23 protein-coding genes are annotated in these 24,220 nt (G+C 29.3%); 16 read left to right on the forward strand and 7 right to left on the reverse strand.

Annotation, left to right across the window (positions count from 1 at the left end; all coding sequences use genetic code 11):
* Positions 1 to 26: 26 nt before the first annotated feature.
* From T483_RS0118380 to T483_RS0118410, 7 genes are all read right to left on the reverse strand, one after another.
* Positions 27 to 773: a TIGR03915 family putative DNA repair protein gene (locus T483_RS0118380; protein ID WP_026888142.1), complete on the reverse strand. Its 747-nt coding sequence runs from the start codon at positions 771 to 773 to the stop codon at positions 27 to 29.
* A gap of 2 nt (positions 774 to 775) precedes the next feature.
* Positions 776 to 2,200, reverse strand: a complete 1,425-nt coding sequence (locus T483_RS0118385; RefSeq protein WP_026888143.1) for a putative DNA modification/repair radical SAM protein — start codon at positions 2,198 to 2,200, stop codon at positions 776 to 778.
* A 507-nt stretch (positions 2,201 to 2,707) separates the two neighbouring features.
* Positions 2,708 to 3,721: a LacI family DNA-binding transcriptional regulator gene (locus T483_RS0118390; protein WP_026888144.1), complete on the reverse strand. Its 1,014-nt coding sequence runs from the start codon at positions 3,719 to 3,721 to the stop codon at positions 2,708 to 2,710.
* Between the two features lie 12 nt (positions 3,722 to 3,733).
* Positions 3,734 to 5,233, reverse strand: a complete 1,500-nt coding sequence (gene galT / locus T483_RS0118395) for a UDP-glucose--hexose-1-phosphate uridylyltransferase (RefSeq protein WP_026888145.1) — start codon at positions 5,231 to 5,233, stop codon at positions 3,734 to 3,736.
* Positions 5,234 to 5,422: 189 nt separating this feature from the next.
* On the reverse strand, positions 5,423 to 6,415 hold the full coding sequence (gene galE, locus T483_RS0118400) for a UDP-glucose 4-epimerase GalE (RefSeq protein ID WP_026888146.1): 993 nt from the start codon (positions 6,413 to 6,415) through the stop codon (positions 5,423 to 5,425).
* Positions 6,416 to 6,522: 107 nt separating this feature from the next.
* Positions 6,523 to 7,692, reverse strand: a complete 1,170-nt coding sequence (locus T483_RS0118405; protein ID WP_026888147.1) for a galactokinase — start codon at positions 7,690 to 7,692, stop codon at positions 6,523 to 6,525.
* A 295-nt stretch (positions 7,693 to 7,987) separates the two neighbouring features.
* Positions 7,988 to 8,443 (reverse strand): hypothetical protein, encoded by a 456-nt coding sequence (locus tag T483_RS0118410; protein ID WP_026888148.1) that lies wholly within the window; start codon positions 8,441 to 8,443, stop codon positions 7,988 to 7,990.
* 322 nt (positions 8,444 to 8,765) lie between these two features.
* Between T483_RS0118410 and T483_RS0118415 the strand changes: the two genes are divergently transcribed.
* The 16 genes from T483_RS0118415 (at position 8,766) to T483_RS0118490 (ending at position 24,218) form a co-directional block, all read left to right on the forward strand.
* A complete protein-coding gene (locus tag T483_RS0118415) occupies positions 8,766 to 9,593 on the forward strand; it encodes a hypothetical protein (RefSeq protein ID WP_026888149.1) in 828 nt (275 codons plus the stop codon).
* A 247-nt stretch (positions 9,594 to 9,840) separates the two neighbouring features.
* Positions 9,841 to 10,404: an HDIG domain-containing metalloprotein gene (locus T483_RS0118420; protein WP_026888150.1), complete on the forward strand. Its 564-nt coding sequence runs from the start codon at positions 9,841 to 9,843 to the stop codon at positions 10,402 to 10,404.
* Between the two features lie 83 nt (positions 10,405 to 10,487).
* On the forward strand, positions 10,488 to 11,090 hold the full coding sequence (locus T483_RS0118425) for an HAD family hydrolase (protein ID WP_026888151.1): 603 nt from the start codon (positions 10,488 to 10,490) through the stop codon (positions 11,088 to 11,090).
* A 194-nt stretch (positions 11,091 to 11,284) separates the two neighbouring features.
* Positions 11,285 to 11,635 (forward strand): DUF3892 domain-containing protein, encoded by a 351-nt coding sequence (locus T483_RS0118430; protein WP_026888152.1) that lies wholly within the window; start codon positions 11,285 to 11,287, stop codon positions 11,633 to 11,635.
* A 222-nt stretch (positions 11,636 to 11,857) separates the two neighbouring features.
* On the forward strand, positions 11,858 to 12,550 hold the full coding sequence (locus T483_RS0118435) for a hypothetical protein (RefSeq protein ID WP_026888153.1): 693 nt from the start codon (positions 11,858 to 11,860) through the stop codon (positions 12,548 to 12,550).
* A 283-nt stretch (positions 12,551 to 12,833) separates the two neighbouring features.
* Positions 12,834 to 13,652 (forward strand): adenosylmethionine decarboxylase, encoded by an 819-nt coding sequence (gene speD, locus T483_RS0118440; RefSeq protein WP_171781401.1) that lies wholly within the window; start codon positions 12,834 to 12,836, stop codon positions 13,650 to 13,652.
* A gap of 17 nt (positions 13,653 to 13,669) precedes the next feature.
* Entirely contained in the window at positions 13,670 to 15,127 is a 1,458-nt protein-coding gene (locus T483_RS0118445; RefSeq protein WP_026888154.1) for an aminotransferase class I/II-fold pyridoxal phosphate-dependent enzyme, read from the forward strand.
* Entirely contained in the window at positions 15,128 to 15,982 is an 855-nt protein-coding gene (gene speE, locus T483_RS0118450; RefSeq protein ID WP_012060566.1) for a polyamine aminopropyltransferase, read from the forward strand. It abuts the gene before it with no gap.
* Between the two features lie 143 nt (positions 15,983 to 16,125).
* A complete protein-coding gene (locus T483_RS0118455; protein ID WP_026888155.1) occupies positions 16,126 to 17,328 on the forward strand; it encodes a saccharopine dehydrogenase family protein in 1,203 nt (400 codons plus the stop codon).
* A gap of 409 nt (positions 17,329 to 17,737) precedes the next feature.
* On the forward strand, positions 17,738 to 18,877 hold the full coding sequence (nspC, locus tag T483_RS0118460) for a carboxynorspermidine decarboxylase (RefSeq protein WP_026888156.1): 1,140 nt from the start codon (positions 17,738 to 17,740) through the stop codon (positions 18,875 to 18,877).
* A 380-nt stretch (positions 18,878 to 19,257) separates the two neighbouring features.
* A complete protein-coding gene (locus T483_RS0118465; protein ID WP_026888157.1) occupies positions 19,258 to 21,435 on the forward strand; it encodes a hypothetical protein in 2,178 nt (725 codons plus the stop codon).
* Between the two features lie 56 nt (positions 21,436 to 21,491).
* Positions 21,492 to 21,917, forward strand: a complete 426-nt coding sequence (locus T483_RS0118470) for a hypothetical protein (protein ID WP_012060562.1) — start codon at positions 21,492 to 21,494, stop codon at positions 21,915 to 21,917.
* Positions 21,918 to 21,944: 27 nt separating this feature from the next.
* Complete coding sequence (locus T483_RS0118475; RefSeq protein ID WP_026888158.1) at positions 21,945 to 22,370, forward strand: hypothetical protein; 426 nt, start codon at positions 21,945 to 21,947, stop codon at positions 22,368 to 22,370.
* Between the two features lie 107 nt (positions 22,371 to 22,477).
* Positions 22,478 to 22,909 carry a DnaJ domain-containing protein gene (locus T483_RS0118480; RefSeq protein ID WP_026888159.1) on the forward strand — a complete coding sequence of 144 codons (432 nt, stop codon included), beginning with the start codon at positions 22,478 to 22,480 and terminating at the stop codon, positions 22,907 to 22,909.
* A gap of 159 nt (positions 22,910 to 23,068) precedes the next feature.
* The gene (locus T483_RS0118485; RefSeq protein WP_026888160.1) at positions 23,069 to 23,638 is read left to right on the forward strand and encodes an FHA domain-containing protein; all 570 of its coding nucleotides are present in this window, start codon (positions 23,069 to 23,071) and stop codon (positions 23,636 to 23,638) included.
* A gap of 79 nt (positions 23,639 to 23,717) precedes the next feature.
* Positions 23,718 to 24,218 carry an FHA domain-containing protein gene (locus T483_RS0118490; RefSeq protein ID WP_026888161.1) on the forward strand — a complete coding sequence of 167 codons (501 nt, stop codon included), beginning with the start codon at positions 23,718 to 23,720 and terminating at the stop codon, positions 24,216 to 24,218.
* The last annotated feature ends 2 nt before the right edge of the window (positions 24,219 to 24,220 follow it).

A 24,220-nucleotide genomic window follows, 5' to 3' on the forward strand; every position in this document is an offset into this window, starting at 1 on the left:
ATACTTACACTTATGAAGAATGTAAATTATATCTTGGTTTCTAGTATGTGCTTCCAATATCTTTTTGGCATCATTCTACATTGAAGTTTAAGGTTTTTTCGTTCTTCAATGGTAGTAGCTTTAAAATATGTTTTCCAAAGATTTGTGTATTCATCATTATGAAACTTTAGTTTTTCATAAGTTTCCATATCCATATCTATTATTTCGTAAAAATTTGTATTATATATTAAAGCCTTTTGTCTAGAAATATCGTGTATAATAAAATATTCCCTAGGAAATCTATTTTTAAAATGATCCCCAATAAGCTCTAAAATGTCATTATCTGGTTCGATAGAGGAATATAAAAGCTTTTCTTCAATCTGATTAAATCTAACAAAACCTTCAAATCTATGACATTCATTTAAAACTTTTTTCGTAATATTGTCTACAAGTCGTATCATATCTATGTTTAAAAAATCGTGAACATCATGCCCGAGTTTAAAAGCTATTTTTAAATAATTAAATACAATTAATCCTTTATCTTCATAATTACTTAGGTATACAAAATATATTTTTTTTAATGAAAGGAAATCAATTTTATTTATAATTGCGTCTTTTACTTTTTTAAATTTATTAATATTTGTAGAAATTTCAATCATATCTCCTAATAGAAGAGGAATATTTATTTGATTTTTTCCATATATCGATGTTGGAGGAGAGCTTTTTGAATAGAAAGCATCATATATGGAAGTTAATAGACCTTCAAAAGTATCATCATATAAGTATATTTTCATAATTAAAATTCTCCAGTTAAAGAAGTAATCTTATCATTTAATCTTAATATATTTGGTTTAGGAATTATATTAGTAAAAGAACTTTCGCTTTTCATAGATGATATATCTGGTAAGGAAATATTATCTTTTGGTAATATGATTCCAGAAGGAAGAGTCACATCACTAAATGAACTATTATCAAAAAATGATATTTGATTAGGATTTATAGTGCTACTTTTAGAGATATCTTGTTCTAGAAGTTTATTTCTTATTTTGATATTATCAAAAAGAACATCTCCATGATATTTTCCGTTACAAGTAATAAAATATTTGGCTCTTTTAAGTACAACTCTTAAATTCCTTAAGTCATCAAAGGTTAAATTATGAACTCTTCTTATTTTTAAAATCTTTTTAGCAGAAGTAACTCCTATTCCGGGAATACGTAATAGCTTTTCGTAAGAAACTTTATTAATTTCAACAGGAAATTCATTTAAATTAGATAGTGCCCAATGTGTTTTGGGATCAAAATTTAAATCAAAGTTATCATCATCATTCTTCAAAAGTTCATTAGCTTGAAATCCGTAATATCTAAGAAGCCAATCAGCTTGATAAAGCCTATGTTCCCTAAGCATTGGTGGATGTGTGATGTCAGGAAGTAGTTTGTTATCCTTAATCACAGGAACATAAGCAGAGTAGTATACTCTCTTTAGACTATATTTATTGTAAAGAGCTTCAGAGAGTTTTAGGATTTTTCCATCACTTTCAGGAGTTGCGCCAACGATTAATTGAGTACTTTGACCACCAGGAACAAATAATGGGGTACTTTTTATACTTTTTTTCATTTCACTATAATTAATTATTGAATTTTTTATAGTTTTCATCGGCTGTAAAATTTTTTCTTTACTTTTTTGGGGAGCTAAAAGTTTAAGACTATTACTAGAAGGAAGTTCTATATTAACACTCATTCTATCCACAAATTTACCAGCTTCTTCAATTAAAGCATTATCAGATCCAGGGATAGCTTTTAGGTGAATATAACCATTGAATTTATTTTCTATACGCAGTTTTTTTACAGTTTTAAGTAGAAGTTCCATAGTATAATTAGGATTATAAATAACAGCTGAACTTAGAAAGAGGCCTTCTATATAATTACGCCTGTAAAAATTAATAGCAAGACTACATATTTCATCAGGAGTAAAGCTGACCCTTAAAAAATCTCTAGATGATCCATTAATGCAATATTTACAATCAAAAATACAATCATTTGAAAATAATATTTTAAGGAGAGAAATGCAACGTCCATCAGGAGTAAAGCTATGACAAATGCCAGCTTCTGAGGCATTACCTATTCCATTTTTAGCATTTTGTCTCTTTGAGCCAGAAGAAGAACAAGAAACATCATATTTTGCAGCATTAGATAATATTTTTAATTTTTCCATTAAATCCATTTTGATTACACTTCCTCATAATATGAAACTTTGAAATTGAAATACGTATTCTAACCGAATTTAAATAATATATATGTTGCAATAATAACATTTACATTTAAAGTTCTAGTAAGCCAAGTGCTCAATTAAGAAAAAATGTATGATTAAATTACAATATATATAAAGTAAGAACATATATTCGTTAAGAATATTATATACGAATATATGTTCTATGGCAATGGATTCATTTTAAAGTTTTGATAAAAGAAAAAAATCGCAGGTGACTTTAGTTAAGTTCCGCATATAAGAATATTTTATGCAGGTGAATATATTTTCTTTTTTATTCTCTTTACAAATCGTAATTTTCTGAATCCGCCTTTTTCATAACTTATACCCTCAAGGGGCACAATGTCCACATATTTAACTTGAATATAAATTCCTAGAGAATAAAAAAATAATGCTTTTGTATATGTTACATTAAAATAATTAGTAACTATAACAAATGCATTATTTATTTTAATAAATATATTAAATAGAGTTTACAGTATCACGTTCAATTAAAGTATTCATAAGAATAATTCTCTTGCTACAAGAATTATCATATTCTATTTTTTCTAATATCAATGTTGCCGCATTTGACCCGAGAAGAGACATGTTTTGATCTATAGTGGTTAGTTTAGGCTCTACAAATTTACTCAAATCGATATTATCAAATCCTATAATTGATACCTTATTCGGTACATCTATATTTAGTTTCTTACAGGCATTGAGTACTCCAACAGCCATAAGATCATTACACGCAAGAACGGCGGTTGCAGTAGATGTTTTAAAAACATCAAGAAATATGTTAACAGTGTTATCAACAGTTTCACTACTATTTCCATTTCCTATGTTAATAATATTTTGTGGATTAAAATTATTTATGTCTTCCATTATTTCTGTATAAACTTTTTCCTTTACATCATAAGAATAACTATCTTTTCCTCTAACAAATAGTATGTCTTTATGATTTTTTTCTAATAAATAATTTAAAGCCATACTTGCACCCATAGCTTCATCATTTACAACAGACGAAATATTTGTGGACACTGAATGTCCATTAACAAAAACAATTGGAGTTTGTTTTGAAATATTATGAAAAAATTTAGATTTAATATTGTCTGTATTTGGGTCAATAACTATTATTCCAGATACATTCCTAGATAATAAATTGTTAATGCATAATTTCTCTTCTTCACTATTATTATTACTACATGCTAATACTAATGATAAATTATTTGCTTTTAAGCTGCTTTCAATCCCGTTTATAACTTCTGGGAAAAACATATTATTGATACTAGGAACAACAACACCTATAGTAGCTGACTTCTGTTTAGTAAGCTCACGTGCTTGCATATTAGGAATATATTTAAGTTCTTCTATCACTTCAAGTACTCTTTTTCTTGTTTCTTCTTTCACTGGATAATTTCCATTCATTACCCTTGAAACAGTCGCAACAGATACATTAGCTTTTTTAGCTACATCTACTATGGTTAATTTCATAATTATTCCACCTTATAATATATTTATAAATTTATCAAAGGCAGCAAATCCTTTTTCATTTCTTTTAAATACTCCAGAGTGACATAATACTTCTAAGAATTTAAATCCAACTTCTTCTTTTAGAATAAAATCAACGTTTTCTTGAGATATATTAGAATATTTTTCTAGAAGATATTTATACCAATCAGAATGTTTTGCCACCATTTCATCATCTAAAATGTTATCTTTTCTATTAATTAGGTATTCCTTTAAAACATTTAATTCTTCTTTTAATCTTGCAGGAAGAACTGCAAGTCCCATGACTTCAATAAGTCCTATATTTTCTTTTTTAATATGATGAACTTCACTATGAGGATGGAAGATACCAAGAGGATGCTCAGTACTTGTTCTGTTATTTCTTAATACTAAATCTAGTTCATATTTATTATTCCTTTTTCTTGCAATAGGAGTAATAGTATTATGAGGTTCATCCATTGTATGACTTAATATGTTTACAGACTCATCTGAGTAGCTTCTCCATGAGGTTAAAATATGATCAGCTAAATCTAATAATTTATCTTTATCATTACTTGAAAGCCTAACAACAGACATAGGCCATTTGACTCTACCTATTTCAACATCTTCATAATTTTTAACTGAGTAGTTTTTTTCTATTGGAGCTTTTTCCATAGCAAATGTGTAGTGACCACCTTGATAATGATCATGAGATAGTATTGATCCTCCAACTATAGGTAAATCAGCGTTAGATCCAGCAAAGTAATGAGGTAGTATATCAGTAAAAATCAATAAATTCCTAAAAGTATCTCTATTAATTTTCATAGGTATATGTTCGCTATTTAGAATTATACAATGCTCATTATAATAAGTATAAGGTGAATACTGTAAGAAATATTTTTGTTTATCAAAATCCAAAGGTATAATTCTATGGGTTTGTCTGGCAGGATGATTTATATGACCATAAAATCCTTCATTTTCTTTACATAATAAACATTTAGGATATGAACTAGATTTAATTAATTTAGCTTTTGCTATATCTCTAGGATCTTTTTCTGGCTTTGATAAATTAATTGTTATATCTAAGTCTCCATATTCCGTTGGTGCTTTCCAGACTATGTTCTTATCAATTCTATCTTTTCTAATATAGTTAGAAGAAATGCTTAAATCATAATAGTATTCAGTAGCTTTAATTGGAGATATATTAAATAAATTATCAAATTTATTTATAACCTCAGAGGGCCTTGGCATTACGCAGTTCATAATTAAAGTATCAAATAAATCTCTTTCAGTTACTGTATTTTCTATTAAATTATTTTCACATGCGAAGTCTAAGATATTTTCTAAGATAGGAGTTGGAGTTTCTAAAGTCTCATTAACTTCACAAACTTCAAATTCATTTAAGTTTAATGCTCCAAGAAGCATATTTGTAGAGTAAATTATATCATCAGTAGTTATAAGATTTTTTTTCAATGCAAAGTTTATAAGTCTACTTATTTCATGATTTATATTTATCATGCTAAGACCTCCTCAATTTTAACAAAAGGTATTAATAATAAGACATATCTAAAAAATAAGTCCATGTTAATTTATTTCATTCCACAGACTTATCTTTTTCTATGCCTGGATGGCGGAAACTTGAACCACATAAGTTTTTAGGTTGGCTCTAGTTTCCCAAGATAAATTTTAAAATTCTATATGATTTTATTATTTATCATCATATCCGTTAGGATTGTTTTTATGCCATGTCCAAGCTGTTTTGATTATAGCTTTTACATCAGTATATTTAGGAGTCCAGCCTAGAATCTTTTGAGCTTTTTCGTTAGAAGCTATTAATCTTGCAGGATCACCAGCACGCCTTTCGCCCACAACAACTTTAATTTCTTCACTAGTTGCCTCTTTAGCTGAATCAATCATTTCTTTAACGCTAAAGCCAATTCCATTACCTAGATTGAAGATGTTACTTTCATTTCCGTTTTGTAAATACTCAACAGCTTTTATATGTGCGTCTGCTAAGTCTAGTACATGAATATAATCTCTTATACAAGTACCATCAGGAGTATCATAATCTTCCCCAAAAACAGTTATAGCTTCTCTTTTTCCAAGTGGAACTTGAAGTATTAGAGGTATTAAGTGACTTTCAGGAGAGTGATCCTCACCGATGCTTCCATCTTCTAGAGCACCAGCTGCATTAAAGTATCTTAAAGAAACGTAATTTATTCCATTAGCTTTGCTAACCCATTTCATCATTTTTTCCATAGTCAGCTTTGTTTCACCATAGGTATTAGTTGGATTCGCTTCATCATCTTCAGAGATAGGAATTTTCTTTGGTTCTCCATATACTGCTGCAGTTGAAGAAAAAACTATATTCTTAATATCGTGTTTTACCATGCTTTCAAGTAATATTTGCATACCATATACATTATTATTGAAATATAGTAGAGGTTTTACCATACTTTCGCCAACTAAAGAGTTAGCAGCAAAATGTATAATAGCATCAATTTTATTTTCAGAAAAAACTTTATCTAAAAATTCGGAATCTCTTATATCACCTTTATAAAATTTTGCTTTTTGATTTACAGCTTTCATATGACCTGATTGTAAGTTATCAACTATTATTACGTCTTTATTTTGTTTTATAAGTTCATGAACTGTATGAGAGCCGATATATCCAGCACCACCACAAACTAATATTGACATATTAACATCTCCCTTATTTTTATTGATTTGGTTTAAAGACTTATACTTTAAATTTAAACTAAATCTCTTTCATAATCAACTTAATAAAATCTTAAGTAGTAAATCTTTTATCCAATTTTTCTTGTTCCATCTGAAATGCTAACTACATAGAAGCTAGGTTCATACCCAATTTTGCTTGTATATTCAGCTTTAACTTTTTCTACAAATGAATCTATGCAGTCTTCTTTAACAATATTAACTGTGCAGCCTCCAAAACCAGCGCCTGTCATACGAGCTCCAATCACACCTTCACTCTCTAAGGCGAGAGAAACTAAAGTATCTAATTCTATTCCAGTAACTTCATAATCATCTCTTAGAGAAGTGTGAGAATCATTCATAAGTTTTCCAAACAAAGCTAAATTATTTTCTTCTAGAGCTTTTACAGCTTTTAATGTTCTTCTATTTTCATATACTGCATGTTTTGCTCTTCTTGCTTTAATAGGATCTGAAATACAAGATTTAACTTCTTCAAATTCTTCTTCTGTAAGCTCACCTAAAGCATTTATATTCTTAACCTTTTGTATTTCAGCTAAGGCAGTTTCACATTCACTGCGTCTTTCATTGTACTTAGAGTCAGCTAGGCCACGCTTTTTATTTGTATTGGCAATTACTATCTTGTAGCCATCCATAGCAATAGTGCTGTATGAATATTTCAACGTATTACAATCTAAAAGAATTGCGCAATTTTCTTTCCCCATACCAATAGCAAATTGATCCATTATTCCACAATTTACACCGATAAATTTATTTTCAGCTTCTTGGCACATTTTTACTATATCAACCATATCGATATTTAAGTTGAATAAATCATTTAATATAGTTCCCGTTAAAACTTCTATTGAAGCTGAAGATGACAATCCAGAACCATTTGGAATATTTCCGTAGAAAAGTATTTCAAATCCGTTAGGAATATTATAACCATGATTTTCAAAAGTTTTAATTACACCCTTTGGATAATTTGCCCAATCATGTTGTTTTTCATATATCATATTTTCTAAACTAAATTCTAAAATTCCTAATTCTTTAAAGCTTAAAGAGTTGACTAATACATTTTTATCCTCTCTTTGCCTAACTAAAGCATAAGTTCCGATGGTAAGAGCGCAAGGAAAAACATTACCTCCATTGTAATCAGTATGTTCTCCAATTAAATTAACTCTTCCGGGTGAGAAGAAAACACTTTCAGCATCCTTTGCAAATAATTTCGTAAAATCACTTTTTAACACATTAATATTCTCCATATCAAATACCTCCCTTTTAATTTAATAGTAAGCGATTACTATTAAAAAGTAAAGAGGTAATTTAGAAAATTTAGAATTTTGTAGATATATACAAAATCTGCAGATATTCTTTATCTATAAAGGTTTGATAGGCCAATAGAGGGGCTTGGTATTTTATCAGAAAGATTATAAAGGGGATTTGTTTTCTGAAATGAGTATTTAAATATACATGATTATAAAATATTTTATAGAAAAGGCTTACTATTGTAAAATTTAATAGGTAGCCTAAATTTTAAGCTACCTATTAGAATACCCACTATTTTTTTGAATGGGAATGTCTACTTGAATTGTTGTTCATATTGCTCATGTTATTCATATTATTCATAGGCATATTAGCTTGATTTCCCATTAACATACTCAAGAGAGAATTAATATCGTTCATATTGCCCATATTATTCATATTTGGGCCATTGTTATTCATATTGTTCATATTTGAACCATTGTTATTCATGTTTGGATTATTACCATTGGAATTATTAAATGGAGAATTGTTAGATCCACCCATGTTTCCCATTAGCATACTCATCAATGGATTTCCATTCATAGGGTTCATGCCGCCACCCATGCCTCCCATAAGCATGTTCAATAAAGGATTGCCACCCATTTGATTTGGACCATTGCCACCATTTTGGTTAGGCATCATGGGATTTCTAAATCCGCCACCCATTCCATTAAAAAGGGAACTGAGTATCATATTTAATAAAGGATTCATTTTACCACCTTTTTGTTAATTGCTTTATTATAGTTTATTACGGAGGCATATAAAAGGATACTAAAATTTCATTTATAATAAAATATATATGTTGCAATTCACAATGCACATTTCATGATTCACAATTGCAACTAAAATTATTGCAATATATATATAATGAAAGAAAATATTTTATGTTTAGAATACAGAATAAAAGAGGGAAAAATGAATAAAATAAACATAAGAACGAGGGCTGAGAATTGTAATCTTAGTTCTTTTTTATGTTTAAATTCATTTTTTTATATAAAGTAGTGTAAGCACAAAAATAAGCTAGGAGTAAATTATGAGAATTGGAGAATTAGAGATAGCAATAATAGATATAATTACATTCACGGGAATATTAATAACTCTTTTGACAGGAGTACTTAATTTATTTCAAAATAAAAAAACTCTTTACATAAATAATATTACGAGATTTAGAGTAATATGGATAACTACGCTAAGAACGCATATTGCAAGTTTGAAAGAACTAAGTAATATAACTAATTTATATATTAGAACTAAAGATGGAACAAATAAAATAGAGTATAGAAGAGATTTAGACAAAATCGTATCATTGATTAAAATGCATTTGAATTTTACAGGAAAATTAGATATTGAATTAATATCAAAAGTAGAAGAATTAAAAGCTACTCTTAATAGTTATTTGCTAATATATTATTGTAAAAATACAATAAAATCTGCAGAAAATGATGGTGATATATTAACGAAATTTTATGAAGCTATTGATGTAATAAGTGAAAAAAAAATATTGAAGGAATTTTTAACTATGGCAGATAATTATAATAAGGTTGAGCAAAAAAGTGATTCATACTCGTTGAATTTATTAGAATTTAAAAATGAAGTCAAGTCTGCTTATAAAGATAATCCGGAATTAATAAAACATATGCTTGAAAAAAGCGATTACATAGTAAGTAATTATGAAAATGAAATTGAAAGCCTAAATAGAGATATAGATGAGCTAGTGCAAATATGTTTAAAAGCTGAGTGGATTAGATGTAAGGTAGAAACTAGAATATGGCCGTATAATAAATATGATGAAGAAAAGGTAGTTGCTAAACTAAAGAATGAGTATAAAAATATTAAACATAAAATGCAGACTTACAAATAGGAAGTCTGCATTTATATATGTTGCGATAATATTTACGTTTAAAACTCTAATAAGGAAAGTGTTCAATTAAGATTAGAATGTAGAAAATTAATTGTAATATGTAATTTTATAACTTAAAAGGTTGACAATTATTGATTATAAATGTTAATAGTGATATTATTTTTATTAACATGGATATAATTTCATATATGGAAATAAATGTATATAAGAATAATTTTATATACATATGTTAAGGGGGCTATATAATATGGAAGAAAAAATTGATAGACAAAAGGCATGGGACGCACTTTGTAAGTATAATAAAAGCGATGCACTTAGAAAACATGGACTAGCAGTAGAGGGAGCAATGAGATATTTTGCGAAAATCTATAATGAAGATGAGGATGTATGGGGCATAATTGGATTACTTCATGATATAGATTATGAGATGTATCCAGATGAGCATTGTGCAAAATCTCAAGAAATAATGAAAGAAGAAGAATTTCCGGATAGTTATATAAGAGCAGTTGCATCTCATGGATACGGAATAGTAAATGAAATAAAACCTGAAAGCAATGCTGAGAAAGTACTTTATACAATAGATGAACTTACAGGCCTTATAGGGGCAACTGCATTAATGAGACCATCTAAAAGCGTAATGGATTTGGAAGTTAAATCTGTTAAGAAAAAATTTAAGACTAAAGGATTTGCGGCAGGTGTAGATAGAAATGTAATATTAAATGGTTGCAATATGATAGATATGGAATTAGACAAGGTTATAGAAAATACAATTTTAGGAATGAGAACTGTAGCAGAAGATATTGGACTTTAGTATAAAATATCAATAGTTAATTGTGTTAGATAAATATAAAATCATAGTTATATAGAAGATATAGTGAAAGTAGGAAAATTTTTATGATTAAAAATATAATATTCGATCTTGGAAATGTTATTTTAGATTTTCAACCGAAGATATATGTAAAATCTAAAATTGATGAAGAAAAGGTAGAAGAAATATATAAATGTATATTTCAGAGTGCTGAATGGCCAATGCTTGATAGAGGAACGATTTGTGAGGAAGATGCTAAAAGAAATATAATCAATAGAAATACTGAAAATGAGGAATTAATTAATAAAGTATTTGAAAATTGGTATGGTATATTGATTCCAATAGAAAGCAGCGTGAATACGTTAAAAAAACTAAAACAGAAAGGCTATAAAATCTATTACCTATCTAATTTTCACCTAGCAGCCTTTGAATATATAAATAATAAATATGACTTATTTAAATTGTTTGAAGGAGGAGTAGTTTCTTATAAAGAGAAATTACTTAAACCTGAAAAAGAAATTTATGAGAAGATACTGTATAGATATAATTTAGAACCAGATGAAACTCTATTTATAGATGATATGGAGCAAAATATAGAAGCGGCTATTAAGCTTGGATTAAAAGGAATAGTCTTAAAGGAACCAAGGAAATTGGAATCAGAATTACAGAAATTTAATATTAATATTTAAGTAGTAAAATGCATTAAAGTATTTTTATTGGACAATATAACACTAAAGCTTTTTAGAATAAGACATATGAAAGAAAATAGACTAAAATACTGACTTGCTATATTTCAATTACCTAGTAAGTTTATTTTAAAAAATTACAAAACAGAATTTAGGAATATACTTATATGCTTAGCTAGAAAACAGGAGGTGTTTGTATGGAGGATAAATATAATGTATCTTCAATGGGATTAACATATGACTTTATTCATAATGCTGCAGTGGCAAATACTGATATAAAGTTAAGTGATAATGAAGATTCACAGTCGAATTCGAATACAGAAAAAAGCTCTATAAAGGCTATAATAAAGCATTCGGGTGAGATAACAGGATATGAACTTTCAAATGGAGAGAGAATAACTAAAGAAAGAGGAGTAGAGTTAGCTAAAGATGGAGCGATATCTGGAGTGTCCGTTTCAACATCAAGAAAAGGTGAGGAATATTTAAGGAGTTTAAGAGACGATGATGAGTCAAACAATTTAAGCGCCTTACCAGTAGTGGAAGAATAAAATGTTTTTTAAAATAAAATTTGCTTAAAAACTTTATGAAATATGTAACTATTAAGATAAAGAAAGAATATTTTTAACTAGAAAACTCATATCATTGAATTCAATGATATGAGTTTTTTCTTAAAAGTGTTAAAATAGTAAAAGAAGCATAATAATGAATAGGTATGTGCTTAGAGGAAAAAAATAATAACTATAAGTTGATTAATGTAAGGAGATGTATTCATGAGTGATTTAAGTGACTTAAAGGAAATGACAAAAGCTAAGGCAGCAAAAGAAATGCAAGAATTGAAAGATAAGATATTAGAAAGATTAAGCTCAATTAAAAGAGATGGGATAGATGAATTAATAAAATATCTTTTGGAAAGAACAGATTATTTTACGGCACCAGCATCTACTAAGTTTCATTCAAACTTTGATGGAGGATTAGCACTTCACTCTGATAATGTTGTTGAACTATTAATTCAAAAAAATAAGCAATATAAACTAGGTTTGAGCAATGATACAATGTATCTAACAGGATATCTGCATGATTTATGCAAATGTAATTTTTATGAAAAAACTATGAGATTAAAAAAAGATGAGATGACAGGAAAATGGATAGGATATGCGGCTTATGAATTTGATGATAAAATTCCTTTAGGGCATGGAGAAAAAAGTGTAATTTTACTTCAGCAATTTGTTAAGTTATCATTAGAAGAATGTTTAATGATAAGATGGCATATGGGAGCCTATGTTCCAAAGGATGAATATAGAGATTACAATAAGGCAATAGAAATGCATAAGTCAGTTTTGGCATTTAGTAACTCAGATGCAGAGGCTTCACATTTCTTAGAAGAAGTAAGAGAACCAGAAGTTTATTCAATAGAAGAATATAATCAATATGTAAAAGAAAAAGCTTTAAGAAAAAATAGTTAATTATTACTTTATTTATATACGTGAGAAATAAGAAGGATTTGCAACCAAAATAAAGCATAAGGGACTTCAAATAAATTTATCAAGTATATTAAAGAAATATTGTCATAAATAGTAGCAATTTTAAAGATAATATAGTAAAATGTCAATGTTGTATAATAAAGATGTTTCAAGGTAAACTAGAAGGTGAGTATTTGAAGGTTATAAACATTAGAATATGTAGGATTTTAGTGATTAAATTTTTGAAACAAATTCTAATGCAACTATAATTTATGCCAGAAAGGTTGTGATGTTAGGGTTGGAAAACAAGCTGAAGTTATACGGCTTTAACAACCTCACAAAAACACTTAGCTTTAACATCTATGATGTATGCTATGCAAAAAGTGAGCGAGAGCAAAAGGACTATATTGCTTATATTGATGAGCAATACAATTCAGAAAGACTTACTAGAATTCTGTGTGATGTAACGGAAAGTATTGGAGCACATGTACTTAATATTTCAAAACAAGATTATGATCCTCAAGGAGCAAGTGTAACTATTCTAGTATCAGAACAGACCCTAGCAGTCAAAGAAATAGATGCATCTTGTAATAAAGGTGAAATTGACATTTTGAAAACTAGAGACACTGTTGTAGGACATTTAGATAAGAGTCATGTCACTGTGCATACTTATCCAGAATATCATCCAGATAACTCAATTGCTACTTTTCGTGTTGATATTGATGTAGCCACTTGTGGAGAAGTTTCTCCGTTAAATGCACTAAACTATCTTATAGGAAGTTTTGATTCAGACATCATAACGATAGATTATCGTGTCAGAGGTTTTACCCGAGATGTTGATGGCAAAAAATTATTTATAGATCATAAAATAACATCAATACAAGATTATATTGATGAAAATACCTTGAAGAGATATGATGCAATGGATATAAATGTATATCAATCAAATATATTTCACACTAAAATGCTAATTAAAGAAATTGAACTTCAAAATTACCTTTTTAATAGAGATGTTTATGAAATCAAGCCAAAGCAAAGACTTGAAATTGAAAACAACTTAAGAAGAGAGATGATTGAGATTTTTAGTGGAACTAATATATATTAACGGGAGGGATGTATACGATGAAAAATAAAGAATCCCACTCAAGAGCACCAATTTATGAAGCGTTAATAGAATATAAAAAAGCTAGAGTGGTTCCATTTGATGTACCAGGTCATAAGCAGGGACGAGGAAATGATATGCTTAGAGAATTCTTGGGAGAGCAATGTCTTTCGGTAGATGTAAATTCAATGAAACCACTCGATAATCTTATTCACCCGGTATCGGTTATAAGAGAGGCCGAGGAGCTTGCGGCGGATGCATTTGGTTCTAAACATGCATTTTTAATGGTTAATGGAACAAGTTCTGCAGTTCAGGCTATGGTTATGAGTGTATGTAAAAAAGGTGAAAAGATTATAATGCCTCGTAATGTGCATAGAAGTGCTATAAATGCTTTAATAATTAGCGGAGCAATTCCGGTTTATATAAATCCAGGAACAAATAAACAACTTGGAATACCACTTGGGATGTCAGTTGAAGATGTAAAAAAAGCAATTAAAGAAAACCCAGACGCAAAAGCGATATTTGTAAATAATCCTACTTATTATGGGATTTGCTCAAATTTAAAAGAAATTACAAAACTTGCCCATGAAAATGGAATGTATGTGTTAGTAGATGAAGCTCATGGAACACATTTTTATTTTGGGGATAATATGCCCCTATCAGCAGTTGATGCTGGAGCAGACATGGCAGCAGTCAGTATGCATAAGACTGGAGGATCTTTAACTCAAAGTTCTTTTCTACTCTTAAATTGCGATTTAGCAATAGGATATGTTCGTCAAATAATTAATTTAACTCAGACAACAAGTGGTTCATATCTTTTAATGTCATCGCTTGATTTGGCAAGAAGAGATCTTGTATTACATGGAAAAGAAATCTTTGATAAAGTAAAGCAAATCTCTGAATATGCTAGAGGGGAAATAAATAAAATAGGCGGTTATTATGCCTTTTCAAAAGAGTTAATTGATGGAGATGCAGTTTATGATTTTGATATAACAAAGTTATCTGTATTCACTAGAGAAATAGGTCTTGCTGGAATAGAAGTATATGATCTATTAAGAGATGAGTATGGTATACAAATTGAATTGGGAGACATTGCAAATATTTTAGCTATTATTTCTGTTGGAGATCGTAGTCTTGCAATTGAAAGATTAATATCTTCATTATCTGAAATTAAGAGACTACATTCAAAAGACAAAATTGGAATGTTTGATCATGAGTATATAGATCCTGAAGTTGTACTAACTCCTCAGGAAGCATTTTATTCTCAAAAAACTTCAGTGCCGCTAAATGAAAGCAATGAGAAAATATGTGCTGAATTTATAATGTGCTATCCACCAGGAATACCAATTCTTGCTCCAGGAGAAAAAATAACTAAAGAAATACTAGATTATATAGGTTATGCAAAAGAAAAAGGTTGTTTTTTAACTGGAACAGAGGATCCTAAAATTGAAAATATTAATGTTGTGGAGGACAAGTAAATGGAGTTATGGTATACAGAACAACACACAGAAAATGTAAGATTTTCAATTAAAGTTGAAAAAGAAATACATACTGAAAAAACTGAATTCCAAAGAATAGATGTACTTGAAGCTAAGGAATTCGGAAGGTTTTTTACATTAGATGGATTAATGATGGTAACTGAAAAAGATGAATTTATTTACCATGATATGATAGTTCATGTACCAATGGCAACTAATCCAAATATTAAGAATGTTTTAGTTATAGGTGCTGGTGACGGTGGAACAATAAGAGAACTTACAAGATACAGCACAGTTGAAAAGATAGATATGGTTGAAATTGATAAAAGAGTTGTTGATATTTGCAGAGAGTATTTTCCGCTAACATCATGTAAGCTTGATGATAAGCGAGTTAATGTATTCTATGAAGATGGTTTGAAATTTATACGTGATAAAGAAGATGAATATGACTTAATAATAGTTGATTCAACAGATCCTTTTGGACCAGGAGAAGGATTATTTACTAAGGAGTTCTATGGAAATTGCTATAAAGCATTAAGAGAAGATGGAATTTTAGTTAATCAACATGAAAGTCCATACTATGACAATGATGCAGCTGCAATGAAAGAAGCTCATGAAAAAATAACGAAATTTTTTCCAATTATCAGGGTATATCAAGCACATATTCCAACATATCCATCTGGACACTGGTTATTTGGATTTGCTTCAAAGAAGTATCACCCTATAAAGGATTTTGATGCAGAAGCTTGGAATAAGTTAGGGATAAAAACAAAATATTATAATACAGATCTTCATGTAGGATGCTTTGCACTTCCAACTTACGTTAGAGATATGTTAAATGGACTTACTGATTAGAAAAATTATCAGATAGTACAATTAAGTTCTTTGTTCATGACTTGAAGATAATCAAAAAATGATAAGTCAATATTCTAAATTCAGCTGGAGCATAAAGCTCCATCTGAAAAGTTTCATTTTATAAAGAAATTGGAGGAATTGGAATGGGAAAAGCTTTAATTATTGGTGCTGGCGGTGTTGCTAGTGTTGCAATTCATAAATGTTGTCAAAACTCAGAAGTGTTTGAGGAAATTTGTATCGCTAGTAGAACTTTATCAAAGTGTGATGCAATAAAAGCTTCATTAGAAGGAAAAACTAAGACAAAAATACAAACAGCAAAGGTAGATGCTGATAATGTGCCAGAATTAGTGGCGCTTATTAATAAATTTAAACCAGAAGTTGTTATAAATCTTGCACTTCCTTATCAAGATTTAACAATTATGGATGCTTGTTTAGAAACTAAGGTTCATTATGTAGATACAGCTAACTATGAACCACTTGATACAGCAAAATTTGAATATAAGTGGCAATGGGCATATAGAGAAAAATTTGAAAAGGCAGGTTTAACTGCATTACTTGGAAGTGGATTTGATCCAGGTGTTACTGGAGTATTTAGTGCTTATGCTCAAAAACATTATTTTGATGAAATAAATTATATTGATATATTAGATGCTAATGCTGGTGATCATGGTTATCCATTTGCAACTAACTTTAACCCAGAAATCAATATTCGTGAAATTACAGCTCCAGGAAGCTACTGGGAAGAAGGAAAATGGATAGAAACAGAACCTCTTGAAATTAAGAGAGTTTATGACTTCCCAGAAATAGGACCAAAAGATATGTATTTATTACATCATGAAGAATTAGAATCTTTAGGTATAAATATTAAAGGAATTAAGAGAATAAGATTCTGGATGACATTCTCACAAAAGTATATAACACATTTAAATGTACTTGAGAATGTTGGTATGACTTCAATTGAACCAATTGAATTTGAAGGAAAGCAAATAGTACCATTACAATTCCTTAAAGCAGTATTACCAGATCCTGCATCATTAGGTCCAAGAACTAAAGGAAAGACTAATATAGGATGTATTTTCCAAGGTAAAAAGGATGGAAAAGATAAAACTTATTATGTATATAATGTTTGTGATCATGAAGAATGTTATAAAGAAGTTGGATCTCAAGCAATTTCTTACACAACTGGAGTTCCAGCTATGATAGGCGCAAGTTTAGTATTAAGAGGATTATGGAAGAAACCAGGAGTATATAATATAGAAGAATTTGATCCAGATCCATTTATGGAAGAATTAAATAAATGGGGATTACCATGGAAAGAAAGTTTTGATCCAACTTTAGTTGAATAAATTGTGAGTATTTTAATCATGTAATAACGGACTGAAAGGGCAGGTACTCTGTTGTTTCGGTTGCTATAGAAGATGGCTGTGGATTTCTAACATTAGAAGTTGCATCCAAAATGCTGGTTTCAAAGGCAAGCTTTGAACTAGCATATTTGGAACAACTTCTAATTAAGAAATACCTACAGCCATCTTCTAAATGCAACACTGCACAAAAGAGTACCTGCCCTTTCTGAGATTAAGAATGATTTAGATACTAATTTATTAAACTAAATTAGTAAATTATTATATTAACGAAAAAATAAGGATGAAGTCTTAATTAGAGTTTCCTGGAACCAGTTTATTTTCACGAAAAGCTGTGGCTTTCATTCTTACTTTTTACTGTAAATTTATAACTAGAAAAAGGTTTGGTGATTTAATGAAAGATATAGATTTAAGCAAATTACCATCACCATGTTATTTGGTTGATGAGAGACTTCTTAAGAAGAATTTGGAGACTTTAGATTATGTACAGAAGGAAACAGGTGCCAATATTATTCTGGCAACTAAAGCATTCTCTATGTACTCAACTTTCCCATTGATTGGAAGATATCTAAAAGGAGTTACTTCAAGTTCTCTTCATGAAGCTAGACTTGGATATGAAGAGATGGGGAAAGAAGTACATATTTATTCTCCTGCATATAGAGAAGATGAATTTGATGAGATAATGAAATATAGCGATCATATAGTATTTAATTCATTTAGTCAATGGAGAAAATATAAGGATAAAGTCAAAAACTTTAAAGGAAAGAAAATCGAATGTGCTATTCGTATTAACCCTGAGTATTCAGAGATAGAAACAGATATATATAATCCATGTTTTAAAAATTCAAGAATGGGAATTACTTTGGCTAACTTTGAAGAAGAAGATCTTGAAGGTATAGATGGATTGCATTTTCATACAATGTGTGAACAGAATTCAGATACCCTTGAACGTACAATAAAAGTAGTGGATGAAAAATTCGGAAAGTACATCAAGAAAATGAAGTGGATTAACTTTGGTGGTGGTCATCATATTACTAGGGAAGATTATGATATAGAAACACTAATAAGATCTATTAAATTCATAAAAGATAAATATGGAGTACAAGTATATCTTGAGCCAGGTGAAGCAATTGCTTTAAATACAGGATTCCTTGTATCAACAGTATTAGATACTATGAAAAATGGAATGGATATAGCTATACTAGATACTTCAGCGGAATGTCATATGCCAGACGTACTTGCAATGCCATATAGACCTAATATAATAGGTGCTGGAAAGCCAAATGAATTCGAATTTACTTATAGATTTGGTGGTCCTACTTGCCTTGCAGGTGATATTATAGGAGATTATTCATTTAAAGAACCTTTAAAGCCAGGAGATAAACTTGTATTTTGCGATATGGCTATCTACTCAATGGTTAAAAATAATACTTTTAATGGAGTTAATCTTCCTGCAATTGTAAAATATAGCGAAGAAAAAGGTATTGAAGTAATAAAAGAATTTGGATATGAAGATTTTAAATCTAGATTATAAATTATAATTTGGTTAAAGTTTTAAAAATATAATTAAAAATAAACATAAATTAGCTGTCTAAAAATAGGATTTTATTCCTGCTTTTAGACAGCTGTTTTTTTATATAAAATTATATATTACATTAACTTAAAATGCAATAGAAAAAGAATAAAACGTACATATTATAGAATTAAAAGAATATTTAAGTGAAAAAGAGGGCAAAATGCGTTTTATTCCTAAATATGTACGTTTTGTTCCAAATTAATTTACATAATTTCATTAATATGTAAAAATATTATCGGGGATAAATAATAATGCAAAACTACTGATAGTGGGGTAAGAGGGATCATATTAAACGAATTCGATTAAAAAGTAATTTTACAATATAGGAGGATTATAAAGTGGATGTCATAAATCAAACAAATAGAACAATATTATTTGAGGAAATAAACCCTGAAAAATTAGATTTGATTACTATAGTAGGTGATACAAAAGGGTTAAACAGCTTAAACGACGATAAGATAAAAGAAATTAATGAACTTCTTTTAGTTAATAGTTTTGATGAATTTTTGGATAAGTTCTCACCAGTTGTATATTCTTTCTATAATGCGACTAATCAAAAAGTAATGTATACATTAAAAAAGCCTGAGAACTTTCCAAGTGAACTAATAACAGAAATTCCAATTAATAAGTCCAATGATTTCTTAAAAATGTTATTCACATTAATTGACACAAAGAGAGCTCAAGGGATTGCTAATGTAGATTTTAAATTTGAAAATCTATTGGATATGATATCACCTAAAAAAGTAATGGATGATATAAAACAAACCAGAAAGGAAATTCAATATACATATAGCCAATATGAAGCTTTAGATGATGAAGATCCAAGTAAACTTGATTTAGGGGACAAGCTTAATGTTATGTTTGAAGAAGCTAGCTCAAACTATAATAACATAATGGCAATGTTACCACTTGCTATTGAAGATATAAAAACAAGATTACTTCTTGGAGGAGAGGATAAGAATAATTCAAACGAACCTCTTAAACTAGGCGTTTTGAGCATGGGAGAAGATGGAGAGTTAAAAGTATTAGAAGCTCCAAAGGTAGAAGAAACATCATTGGTTACTATAGATGATAAAGCAAATATGGGACTTATTGAGGCTTTTGAGGATGATTATGATGAAGTAAATGAAACGAAGTCAGAGTATGTAAAAAGCCTAGTAGTAAGAACATTCTGTCCTTTAGCGTCTACTATGGAAAGTTCTGTTGATTTAGGGGTAGAAGTAAGCAATTATAACACATATTTAGATTTCTACAAAACATCTAAGGATGATTTTATAAAGACAGTTAAGCCATTAATAGAAAAGATATTAGGCGTAAAAATGTTTTTTGATCAATACAAGACAAAGAACAAGGGAATGAAGCCAAGTTTGTTAGTTACAAATACAAAGCTTAGCAGATTAGTAAATGCTCAAAATTTACCAAGATTAAATACTTATTTAAGCTCAGTAAATGATAAAAATGACTTTGATAACACAATTTGGTTTGGAGTAGTTCCATCAATTGAGCTTGAAGGTCAAAGTAAGAATAAGGTTAGAAGAGAAAGATTTAAGGCCAATAAGCAAATGGAGAAGACAGATTCAAATTCTATGGAAGATTTAGCAACGCTTTTAGATACAGTTAAAAAGTATCGTGTTCAAATATTCTTTAGTTTTGAACCAAGAGAGGATACTACATTTAACCATGTAGCAACAGCCGGAATTGAAAAATTTGTGGATAAATGTGAACCACTTATGCATAACACTTATAGTGAATTTGCAATTCCATGTGTGCCTAATTTTACAGTTATTCCAAAGGAGAAATCTGGGGTTATATTAGATAAGAGAATGGTGCTTTCTGAAGAAGGCTCTGCAGAGTTATCTAAAGAAAAAGAAGATATTCTAAAACTTTGGATTGAAGGAGTCTATATTGGAAGTTCATATATAGCAGCTGGAATTGTGGCTGCATACCAATGCCCAGAATATTTAAGAGAGCATTTTAGAGATATATATAGCGAATATCCAGGAGTTAGATTTGATATAGAATCAGGTTCTAATGCTCTAAAGATAACAACTACTTTAGCAAAAGAAATATCTGGTTTTACAAATGAAATTAAGAATTCAATAAATAAAAAAAATTTTGGTTTTGTCTTTTCATCTGAAAATGCAAAACTTGAAGGTAAAGATATAAAGCAAATTACTGTTTATAAAGCTAGAAGCCTACAAGCTACTGAAAATGATTTTGAATCAATATATAAAACACTAGTAACAACATATATAGAAAGAACCTTAAGATTCTATACTAATGATTTTAAAGAAGATAATATTATTAAATTCTTTAGCAATAATCCAACTAGTGTTAAGAGTAAGTGGGTAGCTCATAAAGAATATACTAATGCCATAGTAAAAGATGGTGATGATATTAACTTTGTGATAAATGAAAAGAATGGAACATGTAATATTGACTTAGTATTTAACGGTAACGTTAAGAACTTGGAAGTTGAGATTACACGTAATGATGCACACAATCAAGTTGGCTAATTATAATAGATTAAAATCTATTTTAATTATAAATAAAAATAAAGGGAGGCTCAAAAATGGGATTTAGAGTAAAAGTTGAGGGCGCAGAAAGTATTGATTTAAACATCGAAAGTATCGAAACTGTAGAATTTAAAACAGATACACCAGATGATTCTAATGCACGTTCAACAGACTTAGGAACAACATTAGAAATCGCTGGTAAAATTTTGACACCAGTAAACGGGGAGGCAGCAGATACTACAATCAAGCTAGCACAATGGTCATTAGTACCAGCAGAAAAGGCTGATTGTTATAGAAACGTTAAAGTAGATGTTATTTCTGCTTCTCAAATTGTAAGACAATTTACTTTACCTAATGCATTTGTAGTTAAATACGAAGAAGATTTTGGTGATGTAGAAGGTGTTGGTACATTTAGATTGTATGTTAAACAAAAGAAGGACAAAACTGCTAGCGTTAAATTTGAAGGCGGTTTTGCTGAATAAAAATTTAAATAAGGAGGATTTTAATAAATGGGATTTAAAGTTAAAATTGAAGGCGCAGAAACAATAGATCTTAGCATAGAAAGTGTTCAAACAGTAAAACTTATTACAGACACTCCAGAAGATTCAAATGCAAGATCAAAAGACGTAGGAAGTACAATGGTTATTAAAGGCAAGATATTAACAGCAGTTGATGGAGATCCATTTGATAGCACAAGAAAAATGGGTACATGGTCATTAGTACCAGCAGAAAAAGCTGACTGTTATAGAAAAGTAACTGTAGAAGTAATTTCAGCAGATCAAGTTATAAGAAAAATAACTTATCCTAATGGCTTTGTAGTAGATTATAAAGAAACATTTGGAGATACTGAAGGTATAGGTACTTTTGAACTTGTTGTAAGACAAAAGAAAGACAAGCTAAGTACTGTTACAATAGAGGGCGGATATAGCGCTTAATCTTAAAATTAAATTGATTTTTCTTTTGGAGTTAAGTTCCAAAAGAAAAATCTTTTACTATAACGTCGTAGATACACTAAAATCATTCGTAAAAGATGGGGTGTAAGGTGAAAGATTATTATAAAGTATTAGATATATCAATAAATGCTAGTAATGATGAAATAAAAAAAGCATTTAGAAGCTTGGCTAAAAAATATCATCCTGATAGAAATCAATGTGATAAGGATGCCTTAAGAAAGTTTCAAGAAGTAAATGAAGCTTATGAAGTTTTAAGCAAAGAAGAATCAAGAAAAAAATATGACAAGGAAAGATTTAAAGAAAAGAATAATCAAGAAACAAAAAGTAATAAATCAAGTAAAGAAGATAAGACAAGGACATATCAAGATAAAGGTGAAAGTATAGAAAACTTAAATAAATATTTTGAAAGTTTTTTTGGATTTAACGCAAACAGCAGTGATATTAATAAAGAAAAGTTAAAAAAGGAAAAGAATCCAATAGATACAAGCAAAATGTTTGATAGCTTTTTTAATATAAAATGAAGCTTTTCGGGTAGAGTTTTATGCTCTTTCTGAAATTAGTTTAACTGATACCCTCAAAGGGGATCTCGTCTGAGAGCATGTAGCTTAAATTCTCAATTTAAAAGAGATGTTTACAGATGCTAGCTATCAGATAAATAAGAAGTAATGGAGTGAATTACTTTGAAAGAAGAAAATAATATGAATTTTAATAATAAGCTGTTAGTGACAATGCAGATAATTAATGTATTTATAGGCGTAATAATTGCACTAATATGTGTGGTTGCATATATCACAATACAATCAATTTATATAAGAACATTAATTATTGTTATTGTAATGGGAATTGGTGTATGGGGATTTATCAATTTATATAAGAAACTGCATAAAGAAGAAATAGTGCAAGATGAGAGTAATATAAGCAGAATTGAGTTAGTTAACGAAGAAAATGAAATTATAAGAAGTTGGGATATAGGAGAGCGCATATCATTTCTTATTGGTAAGAATGGCAGGAGTGATGAAATGCTTATAGATTTAAGTACTTCAATCTACTCGAAATTTATAGAAAATGATCATGCAGTATTAAATTATGCGGCAGGAAGATGGTATGTGGAAGATTTATCAGAAAGTGCTGGAGTTGTAATCCAAAAAGCTGCTGATGATACAAAATATAGAATTGTAAAAGATGCTCCTTGTGAATTGAAAAGAGGAGATATCTTATTTATTTCTAAGGTTAAACTTTTACTTAGATGAGCCAAAGAAAAAAGTTATTTAATTAATAGAAAAAACATTTAAATGTTAACTTTTACTTAAATGAAATGGAGTGAGGTAAATGGGTCTTATTAGATGTCCCAATGGTCATATGTTTAGTGAAAGGCGTTATGGAACTATATGTCCATATTGCAATATAGATACTTCAACAAAGGAAAGACCAGAACCAGTTCAAGAAAAAATGGATATAGAAACTAATCTTTTATACCAAGAAGTTGAACCAGTTTGCGGATGGCTTGTATGTATTGAAGGCACAAGGGTTGGTAAAGATTATAAGATAAAAAACGGAAAAAACTTTATAGGCAGAGCAGATGATATGGATATTCAAATAATAGGGGATAACGGAATTGCAGCTAGAAATCATGCAATAATTGTATATGATGCGAAAAAAAATAATAATGTGTTATTACCTGGAGATTCATCGGGGATTGCTTATTTAAATGAAGAGCCTGCTTACATGCCATCTGAATTGTCACCATATGATGTAATTGAGCTTGGTAAAAGCAAATTTCTTTTTGTACCATTTTGCGGAGAACATTTTGAATGGGGAGATAATAAGTAGGT

It is taken from the genome of Clostridium beijerinckii HUN142 (genome assembly GCF_000621745.1).
GTDB lineage: Bacteria > Bacillota > Clostridia > Clostridiales > Clostridiaceae > Clostridium > Clostridium beijerinckii_A.

Bases quoted from the DNA above. Each gene is read 5' to 3' on its own strand.
- speE (WP_012060566.1), top strand. From the start codon at position 15,128: ATGGAGTTATGGTATACAGAACAACACACAGAAAATGTAAGATTTTCA.
- T483_RS0118405 (WP_026888147.1), bottom strand. From the start codon at position 7,692: ATGGAGAATATTAATGTGTTAAAAAGTGATTTTACGAAATTATTTGCA.
- T483_RS0118425 (WP_026888151.1), top strand. From the start codon at position 10,488: ATGATTAAAAATATAATATTCGATCTTGGAAATGTTATTTTAGATTTT.
- T483_RS0118470 (WP_012060562.1), top strand. From the start codon at position 21,492: ATGGGATTTAGAGTAAAAGTTGAGGGCGCAGAAAGTATTGATTTAAAC.
- T483_RS0118455 (WP_026888155.1), top strand. From the start codon at position 16,126: ATGGGAAAAGCTTTAATTATTGGTGCTGGCGGTGTTGCTAGTGTTGCA.
- T483_RS0118430 (WP_026888152.1), top strand. From the start codon at position 11,285: ATGGAGGATAAATATAATGTATCTTCAATGGGATTAACATATGACTTT.
- T483_RS0118490 (WP_026888161.1), top strand. From the start codon at position 23,718: ATGGGTCTTATTAGATGTCCCAATGGTCATATGTTTAGTGAAAGGCGT.
- T483_RS0118390 (WP_026888144.1), bottom strand. From the start codon at position 3,721: ATGAAATTAACCATAGTAGATGTAGCTAAAAAAGCTAATGTATCTGTT.
- T483_RS0118445 (WP_026888154.1), top strand. From the start codon at position 13,670: ATGAAAAATAAAGAATCCCACTCAAGAGCACCAATTTATGAAGCGTTA.
- nspC (WP_026888156.1), top strand. From the start codon at position 17,738: ATGAAAGATATAGATTTAAGCAAATTACCATCACCATGTTATTTGGTT.
- T483_RS0118410 (WP_026888148.1), bottom strand. From the start codon at position 8,443: ATGAATCCTTTATTAAATATGATACTCAGTTCCCTTTTTAATGGAATG.
- T483_RS0118475 (WP_026888158.1), top strand. From the start codon at position 21,945: ATGGGATTTAAAGTTAAAATTGAAGGCGCAGAAACAATAGATCTTAGC.
- galT (WP_026888145.1), bottom strand. From the start codon at position 5,233: ATGATAAATATAAATCATGAAATAAGTAGACTTATAAACTTTGCATTG.
- T483_RS0118420 (WP_026888150.1), top strand. From the start codon at position 9,841: ATGGAAGAAAAAATTGATAGACAAAAGGCATGGGACGCACTTTGTAAG.
- T483_RS0118380 (WP_026888142.1), bottom strand. From the start codon at position 773: ATGAAAATATACTTATATGATGATACTTTTGAAGGTCTATTAACTTCC.
- T483_RS0118435 (WP_026888153.1), top strand. From the start codon at position 11,858: ATGAGTGATTTAAGTGACTTAAAGGAAATGACAAAAGCTAAGGCAGCA.
- galE (WP_026888146.1), bottom strand. From the start codon at position 6,415: ATGTCAATATTAGTTTGTGGTGGTGCTGGATATATCGGCTCTCATACA.
- T483_RS0118385 (WP_026888143.1), bottom strand. From the start codon at position 2,200: ATGGATTTAATGGAAAAATTAAAAATATTATCTAATGCTGCAAAATAT.
- T483_RS0118415 (WP_026888149.1), top strand. From the start codon at position 8,766: ATGAGAATTGGAGAATTAGAGATAGCAATAATAGATATAATTACATTC.